Source organism: Glycomyces sp. NPDC050141, assembly GCF_055586545.1.
This window is the reverse complement of record NZ_JBVJHZ010000050.1, coordinates 19,213-36,192: the sequence shown is the minus strand read 5'-3', so window position 1 is coordinate 36,192 and position 16,980 is coordinate 19,213. Positions and strand designations below refer to the sequence as shown.

Below are 16,980 nucleotides of genomic sequence, written 5' to 3'. Positions count from 1 at the left end.
TCTCGCCTCTCCCCTCCCCCCCCCCCCCTCCCCCCCCCCCCCCCCCCCCCCCCCCCCCCCCCCCCCCCCCCCCAAAACCAACCCCCCCCCCCCCCCCCCCCCCCCCCCCCCCCCCGCCCGTGCACCGGAAAGGCCGACCATGGTCCGCCCCTTCAGCTCCCGCGCGGCGCGCGGTCTGCTCCTCGCCGCCGCGGCGCTCCTGCTCGCGACGGGACACGCCGCCCCCGCCGCCGCGCAGGCCGACGACGGCACGGTGACCTGGTCGGTGCGCCCGGCGGACGAGACGGGCGAGGACGGCCGGTCCTGGGTCGAACAGGAACTCGACCCCGGCGCCACCGCGACCGAGCACCTGGCGGTCCGCAACCTCTCCGACCAGGAGGTCACGTTCCGCATCGCCGCGGCCGACGGGTACTTCCAGGAGAACGGCCGGTTCAGCATGCTCCCCTCCGACCAGGAGTCGGTCGACGCGGGCCTGTGGATCGAGGTCCAGGACGAGGTCACGGTCGGCCCCGGCGCCACGGTCGTCGTGCCCTTCACGACCACGGTGCCGCAGAACGCGACCCCCGGCGACCACGCGGCCGGCATCGCCGCGTCCGTCATCTCCGAGCAGGTCAACGAGGACGGAGCGACCGTGGGCGTCGAGTCCCGCGTGGGCTTCCGCGTCATGACCCGCGTGACCGGCGAGCTCGCACCCGCGGCAGCCGTGGAATCGGTGTCGACCTCCTACGACCTCTCCTGGAACCCGCTCGCACCAGGACAAGCAGAGGTGACCTTCGAGGTCGTCAACACCGGCAACGCCCGCCTCCTGGTGACGGGCCTCGTCGCAGCGGGCGGCCGCGAGGTCGCCTTCCCCGCCGAAGGCGAGATCGACCAGGAACTCCTCCCGGGCGACCGGCGCGCGTTCACCGTGACCGTGGAAGACGTATGGCCCCTCGTGTACGTGCCCGCCTCGATCGAAGTGACGCCCCGAGTCGTCGGCGCAGAAGCAAGCGCCGCAATCGAACCCGTCACCGCCGACGCCGGGTTCTGGGCCGTCCCCTGGCCCCAGCTGATCGCGCTGGCCGGTATCGCCCTCCTCGTCGTGTCGAGCCTGTGGGGCCGCCTCCGCTCTCGCGCGCAACTCAAGGACAAGCTCGAAAAGGCGCGCGAGGAAGGCCGCCGCGAAGCCCTCGAAGCGCCCGCCGAAGCCTAAGGCTTCCTGCCGATCATCAAGCCCAGCAAGGCCACCGCCAGCGACACCGTCGTGTACAGCGCGATCGAGGAAGTGCCGTACGCGCCGTACAGGGCGATCGCGATGATCGGCGCCAGCGCCCCGCCCGGGACGCTCGCGAGCTGGTACGCCAGCGAGACGCCCGAGTAGCGGACCCGCGTGTCGAACCGCTCGGCGAAGTACGCCGCCTGCGGGCCGTACATGGCCGCGTGCGCGACCAGGGCGAGCACCACCGCCGTGCCGATCGCGAACGTCGAACCGGTGTCCAGGAGCGGGAAGAACGCCCACACCAGCGCCATCGCGCCGACCGCGCCCGCGGCCTGGATGCCGTTGCGGCCGAAGCGGTCCGAGATGCGGCCGAACCAGGGGACGAGGACCAGCTGCACCGCCGAGCCGACCAGGACCGCGCCGAGGCCGATCCCGGAATCGACGCCGACCACGTCGGTCAGGTACGTGAGGAGGTACAGCGTGAACACGTAGAACGCCACGTTCGTGCCGTACCGGACCAGGAACGAGGCGAGCAGCGCCCGCCGGTGCGTGCGGAAGACCTCCCCGATCGGGTTCGCGGCCAGCGTCTGCACGGACGCGAACTCCGGCGACTCGGTCGCGTTGTGGCGAATCCACAGGCCGACCAGCGCCAGTACCGCCGAGACCAGGAATGCGGGCCGCCAGCCCCAGGTCGCGAACGCCTCGTCGCTGAGCAGCAGGTTCGCCCCGGCGAGCATGCCCGCGGCGAGCAGGTTCCCGGCCGGGACGCCGATCTGGACCCAGGACCCGGCCAGCCCCCAGTCCCGGCGGTCGTAGTGCTCGATGGAGAGCAGGACCGCGCCGCCCCACTCGCCGCCGAGGCTCAGGCCCTGGAGGAACCGGAGCCCCACCAGGATGACCGGGGCGGCCACGCCGATGCTCGCGTGCGTGGGGAGGATGCCGATGAGGAAGGTGGACATGCCCATCAGCAGCAGCGACACGGACAGGACGTTGCGCCGCCCGACTCTGTCTCCCAGGTGTCCGAAGAGGATCGCGCCGATGGGGCGCGACACGAACCCGGCCCCGTACGTGGCGAACGCCAGCAGTGTCGCGGTGGCCGGGTCGGCGTCGGGGAAGAACAGCGGCCCGAACACGAGGGTCGCGGCGGTCCCGTAGAGGAAGAAGTCGTACCACTCCAGGGAGGTCCCGATCGCGCAGGCGGCCAGGACGGAGCGGCGCGAACGGGTCGCCGGGGGCGCGATGGTCATCATTCGCATCCTTCGAACTGGGGGATCGGGATCGAGGAGAGGTCCATGCCGGCGTCGGCGAACCAGCGCTGCATGAGCAGTTCGGCGGTGCCGTCGGCGTACATGGCGGTGATGGCGCGGTTGACCGCCTCGCAGCCCGCCGTGTCGCCGGGCTGGAGCCCGACCCCGAGGCGCTCCTCGGAGTAGTTGGCGCCCACGAGCACCGCCGCTCCGCCGGACTCGGCGGCGAGCCCGGCGAGGATGCGGTCGTCAGTGGCGACGACGTCGGCTTCGCCGCTGACGAGGAGGTCGAGGCAGTCGGTGGCGTCCCTCGCGGAGACCGGCACCGCCTCGACGCCGTGCTCCACGACGATCCGGTCGACCACGTTCGAGCCCTCGGTCACGCACAGCCGCCGCCCCTCGATGTCGGCGATCGACGCGATGGCCGTCTCGTCGGCGCGGACGAGCAGGTCCTGGTGGGCGATCGTGTACGGTCCGGCGAAGTCGATGCGCTGCTTGCGGTCCTGCGTGATCGAGAACGAGGCGATGGTCATGTCGGCCTCGCCGTCGAGCAGCACCTGTTCGCGGTCGGCCTGGGTGATCGGCACCCACTCGACGTCCTTGCCGAGGTAGTCGGCGATGTACAGGGCGGTGTCGATGTCGATGCCCTCCGGCCCGCCGTCCCCTTCCCAGGCGATGAGCGGCTGGTCGGACTGGACGGCGATGCGCAGCACCTCGCGGTCGAGCAGGGACGGGTCCTGCGCGGCGGTGCAGCCCGCCGCGAGGATCAGCGGCGCGCACGCGGCGGCGACTATGCGGCGTTTCATCGGAACTCCCTGAGTCGCGGCGCGATGCCGGTGAAGGTGAAGGCCGCCAGCGAGACCATCGCGGCGGGCAGCAGGAACGCGAAGTCGGCGATGGCCCGCTCGCCGTCGGCGATCCCGTCCTCGAAGGCGCCCAACCGGATCGCGGTGAGGTCGGCCAGCTCCTCCCGGTACGGGCCGGTGGCGGCGTTGAGGTCGGCGATCCGCTCGGAGACGGGCGCGGTGCTCTCCCGCATGGCGGCGTCGGCCTCGTTGAGGCGGGCCCACGCGTCGGCGAGCGCCTCGCTGTCGGCGTCCCCCCGGTCGAGCGCGTCCCCGATGAGGCCGGGCGGGACCTGCCGATGCCCGGTCACACTGTTGGCCAAGGCCGTGCGGTACTCGTTGAGATTGCCCGACTCGAGGTAGAACAGCGACTGCGCCTTGTCCAGATAGGTCTGCTCGTAGATCGCGGCGCGCTCGGTGTCGAGCAGGTAGCGCAGCTGGTCGGTGTAGAGCGCTTCGGAGACCGCCTTGGCCTCGGCGAGGGACAGGGCCCGGTCGAAGCCGACCTCCTTGGCCTCGTACAGCGCCGCGTCCTCGGCGCTGAGGACCGACCAGCCGGTGAACAGGTAGAGCAGGCAGACCGCGCTGGTGACCAGCAGCGAGGAGTTGAAGACGCGGCGGAAGGCGCGGGCGAGGTGGACCTGCAGCCACACGAGCGCGGCGAGCGCGGCCAGCCCTGCGACGAGGACGACCGCCTTGCCGAGGTCGATCCGCTGGCGCGCTTCGTCATAGGTCTCCCGGACGATGGTGCCGTTCTCGAGGGAGAGGTTGTACGACAGCGGCAGGAGCCGGCCGCTCATGAGGTCTCCGGCGAGCCGGTAGGCCGCGATCACCTCGGGCGGGGCCTCGCCTTCGGCGTAGCCGAGCTGCTCGGCCAGCAGCAGCGCCTCGGCCGCGTACTGCTCGTACTCCCCGTAGTAGGCCATGACGGACTCGATGGTCTGGCGCTGGGCCTCGTCCTCGCCGGAGAGGCGGTGGGCTTCCAGGAGCGCCCCGGCGATCTCGCCGCGCCGCTGGGCGTAGGCCCGTTCGGCTTCGGCCTTGCCGCCGGGGTCGGAGGCGCCGATGAGGAGCATGGTGGACACTTGCGCGTCGGCGTCGGCGAGCGCGTAGTACAGGTCGGTGGTGGCCACGACCTGCGGTCCGGCCTCGTGGCCGATGACGTCGAGGGCCCGGTTGGAGGCGGCCGCGGCGACGGCGAGCGCGGCGAACATGGCGACGAGGGCGGCGATCGCGACGGCCGCGCGGCGCAGGAGCCCGGCGGGGCCGGGGCGGTTGCCGCCGAGGCCGAGGCGCAGGACCGCGCTCCGGTCGGCGTCGCTGAGCAGGTGCGTCATCGGGGGTCTCCCTGTGGGGCGGCGCGGTGCAGGCGGATCGCCGTCCACGCTCCGAGGTGGAGGGTCGAGCCGACCGGGTACGGCTCGGGTGCGTTGGGGCGCAGGCGGACACCGTCGAGACGGGTGCCGTTGTAGGAGCCGAGGTCGACGACGGTCCAGTCGTCGCCTTCGCGCAGCAGGACGGCGTGGAGGTGGGACACGGCGAGGTCGGCGGGCGGCCCGGCGAGGTCGATCTCGGGCCGGTCGTCGCTGCCGCGGCGGCCGCGCCCGATGCGGATCTCGGCGCGCAGGAGCGGCATGGTCCGCTCGGGGGCGTAGGGCGGGAACGGGTCGGCGCCGGGGTCGCCCGCGAGGCGGGCGTGGAACTGCCGGTCGGCGCTGACGACGACCTGGAATCCGGTGCCCGCGAACGGTTCTCGCGGAGCGGGCGCGGAGGACAGGCCGGTGGCGGCGCGGGCGGTGTCCTCATTCGGGACGGGATCGGCTGCGGGCCTGGGCATCACCGGGCCGGGTCCTGGATCGGGATCGATCGCGGGACTTGGCGTTGCCGGACGGCCCGGTGTCAGTTCGGTGTCGCCGCTGATGGCGCTGCCGCCGGTGAAGTCGTACCCGCAGTCCTGGCAGTAGCGGCCGTCCTCGGGCTCGCCGCAGACCGGGCAGGTCCGGCCTGGCCTGGGCGGCGGCTCGGTCTCGGGGATGATCGGCCGCCCGCAGTCGTCGCACCAGTCCTCGTCTTCGGACAGGCACCCGCAGGAGGGGCAGAGGACGGTCACCGCTCGCCGCCTTCGGTCGTGCGCATGGTCGCGGGGCGGGTGACGTCGGTGCCGACGTCGAGCGCGAGGTTGTCGGCGGCGCTGATGCCGCCCTTGAGGATGCCGGTCCCGGTGCCGGGGTCGAAGTCGATGAGGCGGTCGAGCAGCCGCGCGGTGTCGTCGTTCCCGGCCGCGTCGGCGAGGACGTGGGCGGAGACGAGGTGCCTGGTGGCTGTGTGGGGGTCCCTGGCGCGCAGGGCGGCGAGCCCGGCGCGCACCTCCTCGGCCAGCTGCTCCTGTCCGGTGTGGACGGCGACCTTCGGGTTCACCTCCGTGTTCAGGGTCGGGTCCTCGGTCCAGCGGATCAGGATATTGCCGCGGGCGAGGACTTCGCCCGAACCGGACCGCACGACCTGCACCCCGGCGATGCGCAGCTCCTGGCCGCTCGCCTCGACCCTCCCGGAAAGGTCCACCATGTACTCGCGGCTCTCGGTGCCCCACGGGGCCAACGGCACCCCGACGGTGCGGGCGTCCACGTCGTAGCGGTGCGGGGTGAGGTCGGCGAGTGTCGGGTACATCTGCCGCACCGAGACGACCGCGGCCCCGGTGGAGGGCTTGAAGCGCAGTTCGACGTCGCCGAGCGCCTTGGAGGTGGTCTCGGCGACGACCTGCGCGAAGTACCCGCCGAGGTCGGCGAGGTCTTCGATGAAGGCCCGGCGGCCCTGGTACCGGTCGGCGAGGAGCTTGAGCTGGTCGGGGTTCCAGTCGGTGCCGATGCCGACCGCATGGCAGGTGAACTTGCCGTCGCAATAGGACAGGTGGCGTTCGGCCATGCTGCCCTGGCCGTCCGTGAGGAGCAGGACGTGCCCGATGGCCGCGGGCCGGTGTGCGAGGAGGTCGGCCGAGGCGCGCAGCCACGTGCCGATGTCGGTGCCGCCCTGGACGCGGATCTTCTCGATGGCGTAGCGGGCGGCCCGCACCGTGTTCGGCGAGGCCTGCGCGAGGCCGCCGTCCGGAAAGCACTGCTTGGCGTCCGATTCGCCCGCCACGACGGCGAACCAGGCGCCTTCGGGCAGTGCCTCGACGGCGGCCTTCGCGGCCTTCTTCGCCTCGGTCAGCTTGTCGCCGTGCATGGAACCGGACCGGTCGATGACGATGACCTCCGCGACCTCGCTGCTCACGGGACCGGTAGTCTCGCAGGCGAGCGTGAGGACGGCGGCCATCTCGGCGGTCCCGGGCGGGACGTGCTTGTTCTGGTCCACAGTGAGCGTGAATGCGGCCTGGTCGGTCATGAGGGGTTCCTTCCAACGGGGATCGCGAGGACGGTGATGTCGTCGAGGCCGCCCGCCCTGATCGCGTGGGCGAGCATCCGGTCGACTCGGGCTTTGACTCCGCCGGGTCCGGCCGCGTTCCGGACGGCCTGCGGCGCCTCCGCGTAGCGCCAGAAGCCGTCGCTGACGAGCACGAGCAGCCCGCCCGACACCGGGGTGAAGGCTCCTGTGGACGGTCCGTCGACGAACGCGTCCGCGCCGAGCCAGGCGGTGAGCCGCCCGTCCTCGTCGTGGTCGTCGGCGGTGAGCGGCAGCGCCGGGCCGAGATCGGGCAGCCAGTAGGCGCGGCTGTCGCCGCTCCAGGCGACCCTGATCCCGCCGGGCGCGACCACGGCGGCGCAGAACGTGCAGGCGGGCGCGGGACCTTCGGCCGCGAGTCCGGCGACGGCCGCCTGGCCCGAGCGCCAACCGTCCTCCAGCGCGGTTTCCGGTGCGCCCGAGGCGATCGCCGCTGCCGCGGCCTCGCCCGCGGCCCAGACCGCGAGGCGCGCCGCCCGGCCCGACCCGGGGGCGGAGCTGACGCCGTCGCAGACGACCCCGACGACCGAGTCCCCGGCGCCGACGATCGCGAGCGCGTCCTCGTTGTACTCGTGCGTCCGTCCCTTGTAGGTCGTCCCGAAGGCGCCGCCGGGCCCGGTGACCTCGTGGTGGTCCCAGGGGTCGGGCACGCGCAGGCCGCACTCGTCGCAGTACCCGTCGGCGTCGGTCGAGCCGCGGCAGTGGGGGTAGCGGGAGCAGGCGGTCACAGCCACGTCCTCGGCCGGACCCGGTTGGCCTCGGCGACCAGGCGCCACCGCACGCGCGGCGAGGCGCAGTGGTCGGCGATGCGCCGCAGCACCTGCTCGTGCGCGCCCGCGACCGCTTCGCCGGTGAGCGGCAGGCCGCGCACCCGGACGGCGGGATCGGGGCTCTCGTGGCGCAGGTGCTCGCCGAGGGCCTGCCACAGTTCGGCTTCGAGCAGGTCGGCCTTGGCGCCGTCGAGACCGGTGAGGTCGTCGAACAGCGTTGCGGCCCTGAGGAGTGCGTCCCGGTCGGCGTTCTGGTCGCGGACGGTCCCGGCGAGCAGCAGCTGCCTCGCGGCGAGGTAGTGGCTGGAGGAGGGCGGGACCTGTTCGAGCGGCGCGGTGTCCTCAGTGGTGCGTGCGAGGCCGAACGCGGCGCTGGTGTGGTTGCGGTCGGTGCGCCAGACCCGGGTGTACTGCCCGGCCGCGACCGTGGTCCGGAGGTGCGCGGCGGGCACGTCGCGGTCGCCGCGCAGCTCCTCGCTCACGGCGAGCGCGAGCAGCGGCGCGAGCTCGCCGGGGAGGTGGGCCCGCACGCGTCCGAACCAGCGCGGCGCCTCCTCCCGCGTCCCTTCGGCCGCGAGCGCGCTGACCCCCCGGTACCAGTCGAGCCGCCAGTCTTCCCCAACGGCCGCTTCGGCTTCGGCGAGGAACACCGCCGTGTCGGCCCCGGTCTCGGCGGCGAGGCGCAGGCGCGCGAGGCGGGCCTCGGGGCTCGGCGGCAGGGCCTCGACCAGGTCGAGGGCGGTCTCCGCCGGAAGCAGCGCCAGCGTGGCGAGGGCGATCGCGGCCGGGTCGGCGGGGTCGGCCAGCGGCACCGGCAGCAGCCGCTTCGCCTCGGACGGAAGGACTCCGGTGAACAGGCGGTCCGGGTCGTCGTCGAGTTTCGCGGCGACCGCGCCCCGCTCGGGTCCGAAGTGGCCGGACACCGCCGGGTAGGGCACGCCGTCCTCGGCGGCGCGGATCTGCCGCAGCACCCCGGTGAGCTGCTCGGCCATGTCGGCGGCCGTGTCGAACCGCCTTGCGGGGTCGGCGTGGCAGGCCCGTTCGAGGAACAGGTACAGCGATTCGTCGAAGCCGGGCGGGCGCGGCGGCAGGGGAGCGGCGGTAAGGCTGCCGTCCGCGCCGCGCTGGGCCGGGCTGAACGCGAGGGTGAGGACCGCGAGCGTGCGCCCCACCGTGTAGAGGTCGGAGACGGCGTCGGGAGTGCGGTCGCCGGTGATCTCGGGGGCCTGGTAGCCGACGGTGCCCCAGACGTCGCCGTCGGCGTCGCCGATGCGGCGCATCGCGCCCAGGTCGATGAGTTTGATCCGGTCCCCGGCCTGGATGATGTTGCCGGGCTTGAGGTCGCAGTAGACCATGCCCGCCTCGTGCAGGTACCCGAAGGCCGCGAGCACCTCCAGGACGCACGGGACGGCCCACGCGGCCGGGAACGGCGCGTAGTGCTCGGCCACATGTGCGCGCAGCCGCTCGCCCAGCGACACGCCGCCGACGTACTCCATGACCAGGTAGCCGTGGACGCGGCCGTCCCGGGTGTCGGTGTGCTGCACGAAGTTGTGGATCTTGACCACGCCGTGGTGGTCGACGGCGACGAGGTACCGGCGCTCGGCCTCGGCGGCGGCCAGCGCCGACGGGTCGTTGGAGTTGATGAGCCCCTTGAGGACCACCCATTTGCCGTCGAGGTTCCGGTCGGCAGCGAGGTAGATCCAGCCGAGGCCGCCGTGCGCGATGCAGCCGCGGATCTCGTACTGCCCGGCGACCAGGTCGCCCGGGCTCAAAGAAGGAGTGAAGTCGAACCGCTCCCCGCACTCCGGGCAGAACCCGGCGACGCGCCCGGCCCGCTTCGCGGTGGTCCGCCCGACCGGGTGGCCCTTGGGGCACAGGCGGTGCTGCTCGGGGACGGCCGGGTCGGTCATGAGCGCCGGCTCGGGGTCGGTGACGGGCACCGACGGCAGGTCGGAGAGGCCCGTCCCGATCCGGCCGACGCTGCGCCCGGCGGTACGGCCCGTCGTGTGGGACGCGGCGGCTGCGGGGACCGGTGCGGCGGCGAGGAGCCCGCAGTCCTCGCAGTAGCCGTCCTCGTCGACGAGCCCGCCGCAGGCGGTGCAGGGGTTGCTCATGTGCGGTCTCCGTTCGTTTGCGGCGCTAGGGCATCGAGCGCGGCGCGGGCCTCGGGCAGCGCGCAGGGCGCCGTCCACAGCAGGGTCCGGACGCGGCGCCAGGCGGCGGCGAAGGCCGGGGTGTCGGCGAGGCCGAGCCGTTCGGCACGGGCCCGCAGGGCCTGGGCCTCGCTGCGCATCCGGTTGCGTTCGCGCAACGGCCGTTCGACTTCGATCATCGCCGCGTCGAGCTCGCGGGCGGCCGCGTCCACTTTCCTCCGCAGCGCCGTATGCGCGGCGGCGGCGTCGATCCAGCCCGGTTCGCCGAACCCGGGCAGCCGCCGCAGGGCCTCGGCGAGCACAGGCACCGGCGTGCGCGGCCGGGGGACCGGCGGTTCGCTGATGCGTTCGGCGGCGGCCTGCCAGAGCCGCAGGAGCTCGCGCTCCTGCTCCGCGAGCGCCGCGACGCGGTCGGGCAGGTCGTCGCCCAGCCTCGCCGCGTCCAAGGCCGCCTCGACCTCGTCGACGAGCGCAAGGACGGCGCTGTAGCGGGTCTCCATGCGCGCGGCGGCCTCGGCGAGGGTGAGCCGCGGCGGCTCCGCCACGAGGGACCGCTCCGCGTCCGGGTCGGGCACCGAAGGCCCGGTGAGCGCCACTTCAACCTCGGCGGCCTCCTTGGCGCCCAGACGCCCTCGGCGGTCCCGCTTGGAAGCGGCCGACCTGACGGCGGCGTCCCAGTCGTTGAACCGGTGCCACAGGGCCTCCCACTCGAGCAGGGCCCGGGCGCACCGCCCGCCGGGAACGGCCGCCGCCTCGGCGCGCAATGCCGCGAACGCGACCCGCGACTCGCACTCGAGCAGCCGCTCCGAGATCCGGTCCCGGTCGGCCAGGCGCGCCAGCAGCGCGCGCTCGACGGCGTCCCGGTCCACTGCCATCCGAACTCCCGCCCCAGTAAGCGAATCCCATTCATGTGCGCTGGGTTACAGGTTAGCGGCACCCGGCCACTCAGGACAGCCCGCGAGGTGAGGGCCCGGCGTTCACGAAACGGCGCTAACGTCAATGCGGCGTACCGCACGCCCGATACGGAGGGACACCACATGGCCAGGCCCAACCGACCCGACCACGACCCCGAAGGCCACCCGCCGCGCAAGTCGCCGCTGGACCCGGTCACCAGCGCCGTCAAGGAGTCCTTCGCCTCGCTGCGCCCCGGCGGCCGCAAGCACGCCCCCGAAGCGGCACGGCCCGAGGCCCCCGAGCCCGCTCCCGACCGGGAATCCGTGGTCGACAACGCGGTCTACTGCGAAGGCCGCCGGATCGAGCCTGTGTCCCTGGCGGAGACCTACGAGCTGGTGCGCGACCGCAAGGGCCTGGGCTGGATCGGGCTCTACCGGCCCAATAAGGCCGACGTCGAGGAGATCGCCGCCGAGTTCCTCCTCCACGAACTGGCCGTCGAGGACGCCCTGGAAGCACACCAGCGGCCCAAACTCGAACGCTACGGCGACACGCTCTTCGTGGTCCTGCGCCCGGCCCGGTACGTCGACTCCACCGAGGTCGTCGACATCGGGGAACTCCACATCTTCGTCGGTCCCGACTTCGTCGTGACCATCCGCCACTCCGAGAGCCCCGACCTGGGCGCGGTCCGCCGCCGCATGGAGGAGCACCCCGACCTGCTGCGCCTGGGCCCCGAGGCCATCCTGTACGCCATCCTCGACCAGATCGTCGACGACTACGACCCGGTCCTTCGCGGCGTCGCCAACGACATCGACGAGATCGAGGACCAGGTCTTCGGCGGGGACGTCGAGGTCTCCCGCCGCATCTACACCCTCGGCCGCGAGGTCATCGAGTTCCAGCGGGCCGTCGACCCGCTCCTCGACATGTTCGAGGCCCTCCGCGCGGGCTTCGAGAAGTACCGGGTGGACGTGGAACTCCAGCGCCGCCTGCGCGACGTCGAGGACCACACCAAGCGCGTGGCCGAACGCATCGGCGCGTTCCGCGAGCTCCTCGCCAACATGCTCGCCGTCAACGCCACCGTCGTCGGCCAGCGCCAGAACGAAGAAGTGCGGCGCATGACCGAGACGAGCCTGGCGCAGAACGAGGAGATCAAGAAGATCTCCTCCTGGGCCGCGATCCTCTTCGCCCCCACCCTGGTCGGCACCGTCTACGGCATGAACTTCGACCACATGCCCGAACTGCACTGGCTCCTGGGCTACCCCTTCGCGCTGGCCCTCATGCTCAGCGTCTCCGTCGTCCTCTACTTCGTCTTCAAGTGGCGCGACTGGATCTGACGGCACGGGACAGAACGGGCGTTGTCGCGGATGCGACCCCGGCGCCCCAGGTCTACTCGAGCCTCGCCGTCGCGATCCCCTTGCTGCTGGCGACGCAGGCGTTCTGCGGTCGTTCCGCCGCACCTCCTCCCGCGTCGAACTCGAGAAGCACCTCTGGCGCGACGCCCACTCCCTCGCCGCCCACGCGGACGGCACCTGCGACTGCACCCGAGCCCCCGCCATCCCCGACCAGGCCCGGCCCCCCGCGAACGAGCGGGCCGAGGGCCAGGAGCCCGCGATCTGACAGCAGCGATCGTCGCGCTGTCCACCGCGAATGTCAGCGGTTTCCGGGAGCGATCGAGGGAAAGCGCGTCGCTGTGCCGCAACTGCTCGCATGCTGAGGAGGAGCGACGACGCCCGATGGTGTCGTGATCGCACAGCGAGGGGGCGGAAGTGGATGATCCACGGCGGGGCGGCATGATCGTCGGCGTAGACGGCTCGGCTTCGTCGCAGCGGGCGCTGGAGTGGGCGCTGCGGCTGGCTGCGGTGACCGGAGCGAAGGTCACGGCGGTACACGCCTGGCAGTTGCCGCCGCTGCACGCTGAGGCGGTGACGATGCTGGCCGGGGACGAGTTCGCCGAAACCGAGCAAGCGCTGCTGGACGCCGCCGTGGAGCGGGCCGAGGCCGTGGTGCCGGGCGTGCGGGTGGAGCGGCTCCTCGTTGAAGGGCATCCGGACAGGGTGCTGGTCGACCTCTCTGAGGACGCTGAACTGCTGGTAGTCGGCAGCCGCGGACGCGGCGGGTTGACCGGCTCGCTCCTCGGATCGGTGAGCCAGGACTGCGTCCAACGCGCGGCCTGCCCGGTCGTGGTGTTCCGCGACGGTCACTGACAACCGCTCCCGCAAGCTCAGCCCCGGCTGAGCGCCACCGGATGGAGCCCGGTGCCGCCGAACTCGAACCCAGTGAGGTTCGCGATCGTCGTCTCCGCGATCGCCTCGACCGCCTCGGCGGTGAAGAACGCCTGGTGCCCCGTGACGAGCACGTTCGGGAACGAGTTGAGCCGGTCGAACACGTCGTCCCCGATCAGCTCCTCGGAGAGGTCCTCGAAGAACAGTTCGGCCTCTTCCTCGTACACGTCGAGCCCGAGGTGCCCGATCCGGCCGCTCTTGAGGCCCTCGATGACCGCGGCCGTGTCCACCACGGCCCCGCGGCTGGTGTTCACCAGCATCGCGCCCGGGCGCATGAGCGCGATCTTCTCGCGGTCGATCAGGTGGAAGGTCTCGGGCGTGAGCGGGCAGTGCAGCGAGACGATGTCCGACGCCGCCAGCAGCTCCTCCAGCGCGGTGTATTCGGCCCCGGCGGACCGCGCCGCCTCGCTCGGGTACGGGTCGTTCGCGAGCACCCGGCAGCCGAACCCGGCCATGATCCGGACGAAGCACGTCCCGACCTTGCCGGTCCCGACCACGCCCACCGTGCGGCCGTGCAGGTCGAAACCGAGCAGCCCGTTCAACGAGAAGTTGTGCTCGCGCACCCGGTTGTAGGCGCGGTGGATCTTCCGGTTCAACGCGAGGATCAGCGCCGTGCAGTGCTCGGCGACCGCGTACGGGGAGTAGTTCGGGACCCGGGCGACCGAGATGCCGAGCGCAGCCGCCGCTCGCAGGTCGACATGGTTGAACCCGGTCGACCGCAGCGCTGCGAACCGCACCCCGCGCGCGGCCAATGCTGTGAGCGTCTCGGGACCGAGATCGTCGTTGACGAAGACGCACACCGCCGCGCAGCCGTGTGCAAGCAGCGCGGTCTCAGGTGCGAGGCGGGGTTCCAGGAACAGCAGCTCGTGGTCTCCTGCGCGGTTCGCTCGGCGCAGTGACGCCTCGTCATAGGGTTTCGTGCTGAATACGGCCGCGCGCATCGTGGACCTCCATTCCCGGCGGGCTCGATGCGGGCAGGACGCCCTCCACCATTCGACGGTAACAGCGCCTCGCGGCTCACGAGGAGGCTTTTCGGCTCCCCCTAGCCGCTTTGACCAGCGAGGCCGTCTTGGACGGGCGCCTGGACCCGGATGCAGGGGCCAGGCGCCCGGGAGCGCGGCTAGATCGGGTTGGCGAACTCGCGGATGCGGATGTTGCTGAAGGTGGCCGGGCCGCCGTCGGTGTACAGGGAGATGCCGGTGTCGCCGTCGGCGAAGTGCACCTGCTGGGAGACCGTGGTGTGTCCGGCGTTGACGAACACTTCGACGCTCTGCTTGTCGACGAAGATCCTGAGGTGGACGGTGCGGGCGGCCGCGTCGATCGGGGCGGCCGCGCGGGTGTAGGGCGCGAGGGCGTAGCCGGCGAGGTCCGAGGGGCCGCGGTCGACGTAGAGCTCGGCGCCGTACTTGCCGATGTTGGTGTGGCGGCTGCCGTCCGCGGAGCGGCCGACGGAGACGCCGACGTTCGCCGCTGCGTCCCAGGCGATGTCGAGTTCGAGTTCGTAGGCGCGCCCGCTCCAGGGCAGGACCGCGCTGCCGTTGATGGTCTGGTTCGGCAGGGTCGTCGTGGCGGTGACGTAGTTGGCGAGGGCCGCGACCGGGCTGCTCAGCAGGGAGTACCAGCCGCCGGACTGGCGTTCGAGGCGGAGTTCGCGGACGATCGAGTTCTGCCCGTTGTAGCCGTCAGTGGCGTCGGTCGGGACGCTGCGGTTGGCGTACTTCCAGTTGTTCATCCAGGCGATCGCGAGGCGCTTGGTCTCGGGCGCGTCGATCGAAGGCCAGGTGACGGCCGCGTACCAGTCCCAGCCCCAGTCGAGCCATTGCGGCTCGAGGGTGTCGGCGGTGAACGCGGTGCCGTTCCACGCGCCCGTCCAGTAGGCGTAGGTCATCGGCAGGCCGATGCCGTAGGCGTCCATGCTCGCTGCGAACACCCAGTGGCGGGTGCCGTCGCCCGCGGTCATCTCGAACAGGTCGGGGCATTCGATGCCGCCGAGGTCGTGGTTCGGGTAGTCGAAGTTGCTGCGCCAGGTCCAGTCGCGCAGGTTCTGCGAGGTGTAGAACGAGGCGTAGCGCATCCGGCCGATGACGCAGACCCATTCGCCGCGTGCGGTGTCCCAGTGGACCTTCGGGTCGCGGAACCATTCGGCGTTGGCGATCTCCTCCGGGGTCGTCGCGGTGCGCCCGTCGGTGTTCACGATGACGGGGTTCGGCAGCATCGTGAAGTTGAAGCCGCCGTCGGTGGAGTAGTAGAGGTACTGCTCCTGGTATTTGCGCACGTAGTCGGTGGGGCGCGTGGCGAGGGCGATGACGGCCCCGGCGCCGAAGCCCGCGGTGTTCGCGGTGTCGACGACCGCGGAGCCGGACCAGACCGGGACGGTGTTCTGGATCGGCATCACGTTGCCGTGGTGGGTGAAGTCGACGCCGTCGGCGGTGGTCGCGTGGTCCCAGCCGCCGTCGCCGTTGTTGACGTCGGAGTGCAGGTAGTACAGCTGGTAGGCGCCGTTCGTGGTGACGGGCCGCTGCGGGTCGCAGAGCCAGCCGGTGGGCGGGGTCATGTGGTAGACCGCCCGCTGCGAGGCCTGCGCCTGCGCGGCTTCGGGTGCGGCGGTGCCCATGAACAGGGCGAGCGCGCCCGCTCCGGCGCCTTGGAGGGCGCGGCGTCGGGAGAGGTGATGCGTCATTGCACGGTTCCTTCCGGGATGCGGCGGGTGCCTCGTGCACCCGCCGTGGATGAGGTGTTCAGGCGCCGACGAGGGTCGGCGCCGTGTCTGCTTCCGGCACAGGCACTTCGGCCGTGGTCACGGTGAGCGGGCCGTGCGAGTCGATGCTCGCGGTGACCGGGCCGGGGCCGAGGACGACGAGGTTCGAGGCGGTCGCTTCGCCGTCGCCCGCGAACACTTCGAGCAGCGGCCCGTCGAGGCTCAGCAGCAGCCGCGCCGGGGCTGTGCCTGGCAGTGGCAGGGTGCTCGTGGACGGGAAGTCCGGGTGGACGGCTTCTGCAGCCGGGCCGCCGCGCGTGATCCGCAGGACTCCTGCGGAGAGGTCGTGCACGATGCAGACGTAGGCGTCTGCACTGCCGCGCAACGTGATCCGCAGGTCACCGGTGGTCGCCGGATGCCACTTGAGCTCCATGAGGGAGTGGCCGCTGAGCTCGATCGGCGGTACGACTCCGGCTGCCACTTGTGGACTGAAGCGCGCGAGGTGCGCGCGCACGAACTCCGGCGGCTCCTGCACGAGGCTCGGTTCGCCGCCGATGGTCCGCAGCGACAGGCGGCGCGGCAGCGACATCGCGCCCCGCCAAGGGGCGGAGGGGAAGTCGCCCGCGTAGCGCCAGTTGCCCATCCAGCCGACCGTGACCGGCTCGCCGTCCGGTGCGCTGTCGAACGTGACGGCGGCGTAGTAGTCGCGGCCGTGGTCGAGCCGCTTGAGCTGCGGCGCATCGGGAACGAAGGCGACCCCGTCGAAGCGGCCGACCACGTAGTGCATCGACGAGCCCGCGGGGTCGTCGCCGACGGGGTTCGTGCTCAGCAGCAGCACCCACCGCACGTCGTCCGGGTCCCCGTCGAGCGCGAGCGGCACGAGGTCGGGGCATTCCCACACGACGCCCGCCTCCCCGATCGGGCCGAACGCGCTGCGGAACTCCCAGGCGCGCAGGTCGTCCGAGGCGTAGCAGAGCACCTGGCGGTCGTCGGCCTCGACGGCGAGCATGATCCACTCACCGTCGAAGCGGATGATCTTCGGGTCCCGGAACGCCTTCGAGCCCCGGTCGAGCACCGGGTTGCCCGGGTCGGGCTCCCAGGTGAACCCGCCGTCGCGGCTGACCGCCCGCGACTGCGCCTGGCGTCCGTCGCTGCCCACGCTCGTGTAATAGGCGGTGAGGCCGTTCTCAGTAGCGACGGCGGACCCCGAGAAGATCTGCTCCTTCTCGCTGTAGCGCAACGCCACCGGATGCTCGGTCCAGTGCGCCAGGTCGGTGCTGGTCGCGTGGCCCCAGCTCATGTTGCCCCAGTCGGGGCCTTCGGGGTTGTACTGGAAGTACAGGTGCCACAGCCCTGCATGGTGGACGAGGCCGTTGGGGTCGTTCATCCAGTTGCTCTGGGGCGTGAAGTGGAACGCGGGCCTGGGAACGGCGCGGTTCGGCTCGTGCACGGGGTCTC

Annotated in this window: 14 protein-coding genes; 3 read left to right on the top strand and 11 right to left on the bottom strand. The window is 72.2% G+C overall.

Annotated features, from left to right (window positions below; genetic code table 11):
- Nucleotides 1-139 precede the first annotated feature (139 nt).
- Nucleotides 140-1,192, top strand: a complete 1,053-nt coding sequence (locus tag ACZ60M_RS22870; protein ID WP_465421145.1) for a COG1470 family protein — start codon at nucleotides 140-142, stop codon at nucleotides 1,190-1,192.
- Here the strand turns inward: ACZ60M_RS22870 and ACZ60M_RS22865 are convergent.
- The 8 genes from ACZ60M_RS22865 to ACZ60M_RS22830 are packed head-to-tail and all read right to left on the bottom strand — an operon-like array spanning nucleotide 1,189 to nucleotide 10,526.
- Entirely contained in the window at nucleotides 1,189-2,445 is a 1,257-nt protein-coding gene (locus ACZ60M_RS22865) for an MFS transporter (protein ID WP_465421143.1), read from the bottom strand. The two genes, ACZ60M_RS22870 and ACZ60M_RS22865, sit on opposite strands and share 4 nt — an antisense overlap.
- Nucleotides 2,445-3,251, bottom strand: coding sequence for a transporter substrate-binding domain-containing protein (locus ACZ60M_RS22860; protein WP_465421141.1), 807 nt, complete (start codon nucleotides 3,249-3,251; stop codon nucleotides 2,445-2,447). Before ACZ60M_RS22860 ends, ACZ60M_RS22865 begins: the two co-directional genes overlap by 1 nt.
- A complete protein-coding gene (locus tag ACZ60M_RS22855; protein ID WP_465421139.1) occupies nucleotides 3,248-4,627 on the bottom strand; it encodes a hypothetical protein in 1,380 nt (459 codons plus the stop codon). The genes ACZ60M_RS22860 and ACZ60M_RS22855 overlap by 4 nt, the downstream gene beginning before the upstream one ends.
- Entirely contained in the window at nucleotides 4,624-5,400 is a 777-nt protein-coding gene (locus ACZ60M_RS22850; RefSeq protein WP_465421137.1) for an FHA domain-containing protein, read from the bottom strand. The genes ACZ60M_RS22855 and ACZ60M_RS22850 overlap by 4 nt, the downstream gene beginning before the upstream one ends.
- The gene (locus tag ACZ60M_RS22845; RefSeq protein ID WP_465421135.1) at nucleotides 5,397-6,671 is read right to left on the bottom strand and encodes a VWA domain-containing protein; all 1,275 of its coding nucleotides are present in this window, start codon (nucleotides 6,669-6,671) and stop codon (nucleotides 5,397-5,399) included. Before ACZ60M_RS22845 ends, ACZ60M_RS22850 begins: the two co-directional genes overlap by 4 nt.
- Nucleotides 6,668-7,456 carry a PP2C family protein-serine/threonine phosphatase gene (locus tag ACZ60M_RS22840; protein ID WP_465421134.1) on the bottom strand — a complete coding sequence of 263 codons (789 nt, stop codon included), beginning with the start codon at nucleotides 7,454-7,456 and terminating at the stop codon, nucleotides 6,668-6,670. Before ACZ60M_RS22840 ends, ACZ60M_RS22845 begins: the two co-directional genes overlap by 4 nt.
- The gene (locus ACZ60M_RS22835) at nucleotides 7,453-9,612 is read right to left on the bottom strand and encodes a serine/threonine-protein kinase (protein WP_465421132.1); all 2,160 of its coding nucleotides are present in this window, start codon (nucleotides 9,610-9,612) and stop codon (nucleotides 7,453-7,455) included. Before ACZ60M_RS22835 ends, ACZ60M_RS22840 begins: the two co-directional genes overlap by 4 nt.
- On the bottom strand, nucleotides 9,609-10,526 hold the full coding sequence (locus ACZ60M_RS22830; protein WP_465421130.1) for a hypothetical protein: 918 nt from the start codon (nucleotides 10,524-10,526) through the stop codon (nucleotides 9,609-9,611). The genes ACZ60M_RS22835 and ACZ60M_RS22830 overlap by 4 nt, the downstream gene beginning before the upstream one ends.
- 162 nt (nucleotides 10,527-10,688) lie before the next feature.
- On the opposite strand from ACZ60M_RS22830, the gene ACZ60M_RS22825 reads away from it, so the two are divergent.
- Together ACZ60M_RS22825 and ACZ60M_RS22820 are read left to right on the top strand one after the other, a co-directional pair.
- Nucleotides 10,689-11,876 carry a magnesium and cobalt transport protein CorA gene (locus ACZ60M_RS22825; protein ID WP_465421128.1) on the top strand — a complete coding sequence of 396 codons (1,188 nt, stop codon included), beginning with the start codon at nucleotides 10,689-10,691 and terminating at the stop codon, nucleotides 11,874-11,876.
- A gap of 432 nt (nucleotides 11,877-12,308) precedes the next feature.
- Nucleotides 12,309-12,746, top strand: a complete 438-nt coding sequence (locus ACZ60M_RS22820; RefSeq protein ID WP_465421126.1) for a universal stress protein — start codon at nucleotides 12,309-12,311, stop codon at nucleotides 12,744-12,746.
- A 17-nt stretch (nucleotides 12,747-12,763) separates the two neighbouring features.
- Here ACZ60M_RS22820 and ACZ60M_RS22815 read toward each other — a convergent pair whose 3' ends face one another.
- The 3 genes from ACZ60M_RS22815 to ACZ60M_RS22805 form a co-directional block, all read right to left on the bottom strand.
- Nucleotides 12,764-13,765, bottom strand: a complete 1,002-nt coding sequence (locus ACZ60M_RS22815; protein WP_465421124.1) for a 2-hydroxyacid dehydrogenase — start codon at nucleotides 13,763-13,765, stop codon at nucleotides 12,764-12,766.
- A 179-nt stretch (nucleotides 13,766-13,944) separates the two neighbouring features.
- Nucleotides 13,945-15,504 (bottom strand): glycoside hydrolase family 32 protein, encoded by a 1,560-nt coding sequence (locus ACZ60M_RS22810; RefSeq protein WP_465421122.1) that lies wholly within the window; start codon nucleotides 15,502-15,504, stop codon nucleotides 13,945-13,947.
- Between the two features lie 58 nt (nucleotides 15,505-15,562).
- Nucleotides 15,563-16,972, bottom strand: coding sequence for a glycoside hydrolase family 32 protein (locus ACZ60M_RS22805; protein ID WP_465421120.1), 1,410 nt, complete (start codon nucleotides 16,970-16,972; stop codon nucleotides 15,563-15,565).
- Nucleotides 16,973-16,980 lie beyond the last annotated feature (8 nt).

What these genes read in the sequence shown, in the direction of transcription:
- ACZ60M_RS22870 (WP_465421145.1), top strand. Translation starts at nt 140, where the DNA reads ATGGTCCGCCCCTTCAGCTCCCGCGCGGCGCGCGGTCTGCTCCTCGCC.
- ACZ60M_RS22865 (WP_465421143.1), bottom strand. Translation starts at nt 2,445, where the DNA reads ATGACCATCGCGCCCCCGGCGACCCGTTCGCGCCGCTCCGTCCTGGCC.
- ACZ60M_RS22860 (WP_465421141.1), bottom strand. Translation starts at nt 3,251, where the DNA reads ATGAAACGCCGCATAGTCGCCGCCGCGTGCGCGCCGCTGATCCTCGCG.
- ACZ60M_RS22855 (WP_465421139.1), bottom strand. Translation starts at nt 4,627, where the DNA reads ATGACGCACCTGCTCAGCGACGCCGACCGGAGCGCGGTCCTGCGCCTC.
- ACZ60M_RS22845 (WP_465421135.1), bottom strand. Translation starts at nt 6,671, where the DNA reads ATGACCGACCAGGCCGCATTCACGCTCACTGTGGACCAGAACAAGCAC.
- ACZ60M_RS22835 (WP_465421132.1), bottom strand. Translation starts at nt 9,612, where the DNA reads ATGAGCAACCCCTGCACCGCCTGCGGCGGGCTCGTCGACGAGGACGGC.
- ACZ60M_RS22830 (WP_465421130.1), bottom strand. Translation starts at nt 10,526, where the DNA reads ATGGCAGTGGACCGGGACGCCGTCGAGCGCGCGCTGCTGGCGCGCCTG.
- ACZ60M_RS22825 (WP_465421128.1), top strand. Translation starts at nt 10,689, where the DNA reads ATGGCCAGGCCCAACCGACCCGACCACGACCCCGAAGGCCACCCGCCG.
- ACZ60M_RS22815 (WP_465421124.1), bottom strand. Translation starts at nt 13,765, where the DNA reads ATGCGCGCGGCCGTATTCAGCACGAAACCCTATGACGAGGCGTCACTG.
- ACZ60M_RS22810 (WP_465421122.1), bottom strand. Translation starts at nt 15,504, where the DNA reads ATGACGCATCACCTCTCCCGACGCCGCGCCCTCCAAGGCGCCGGAGCG.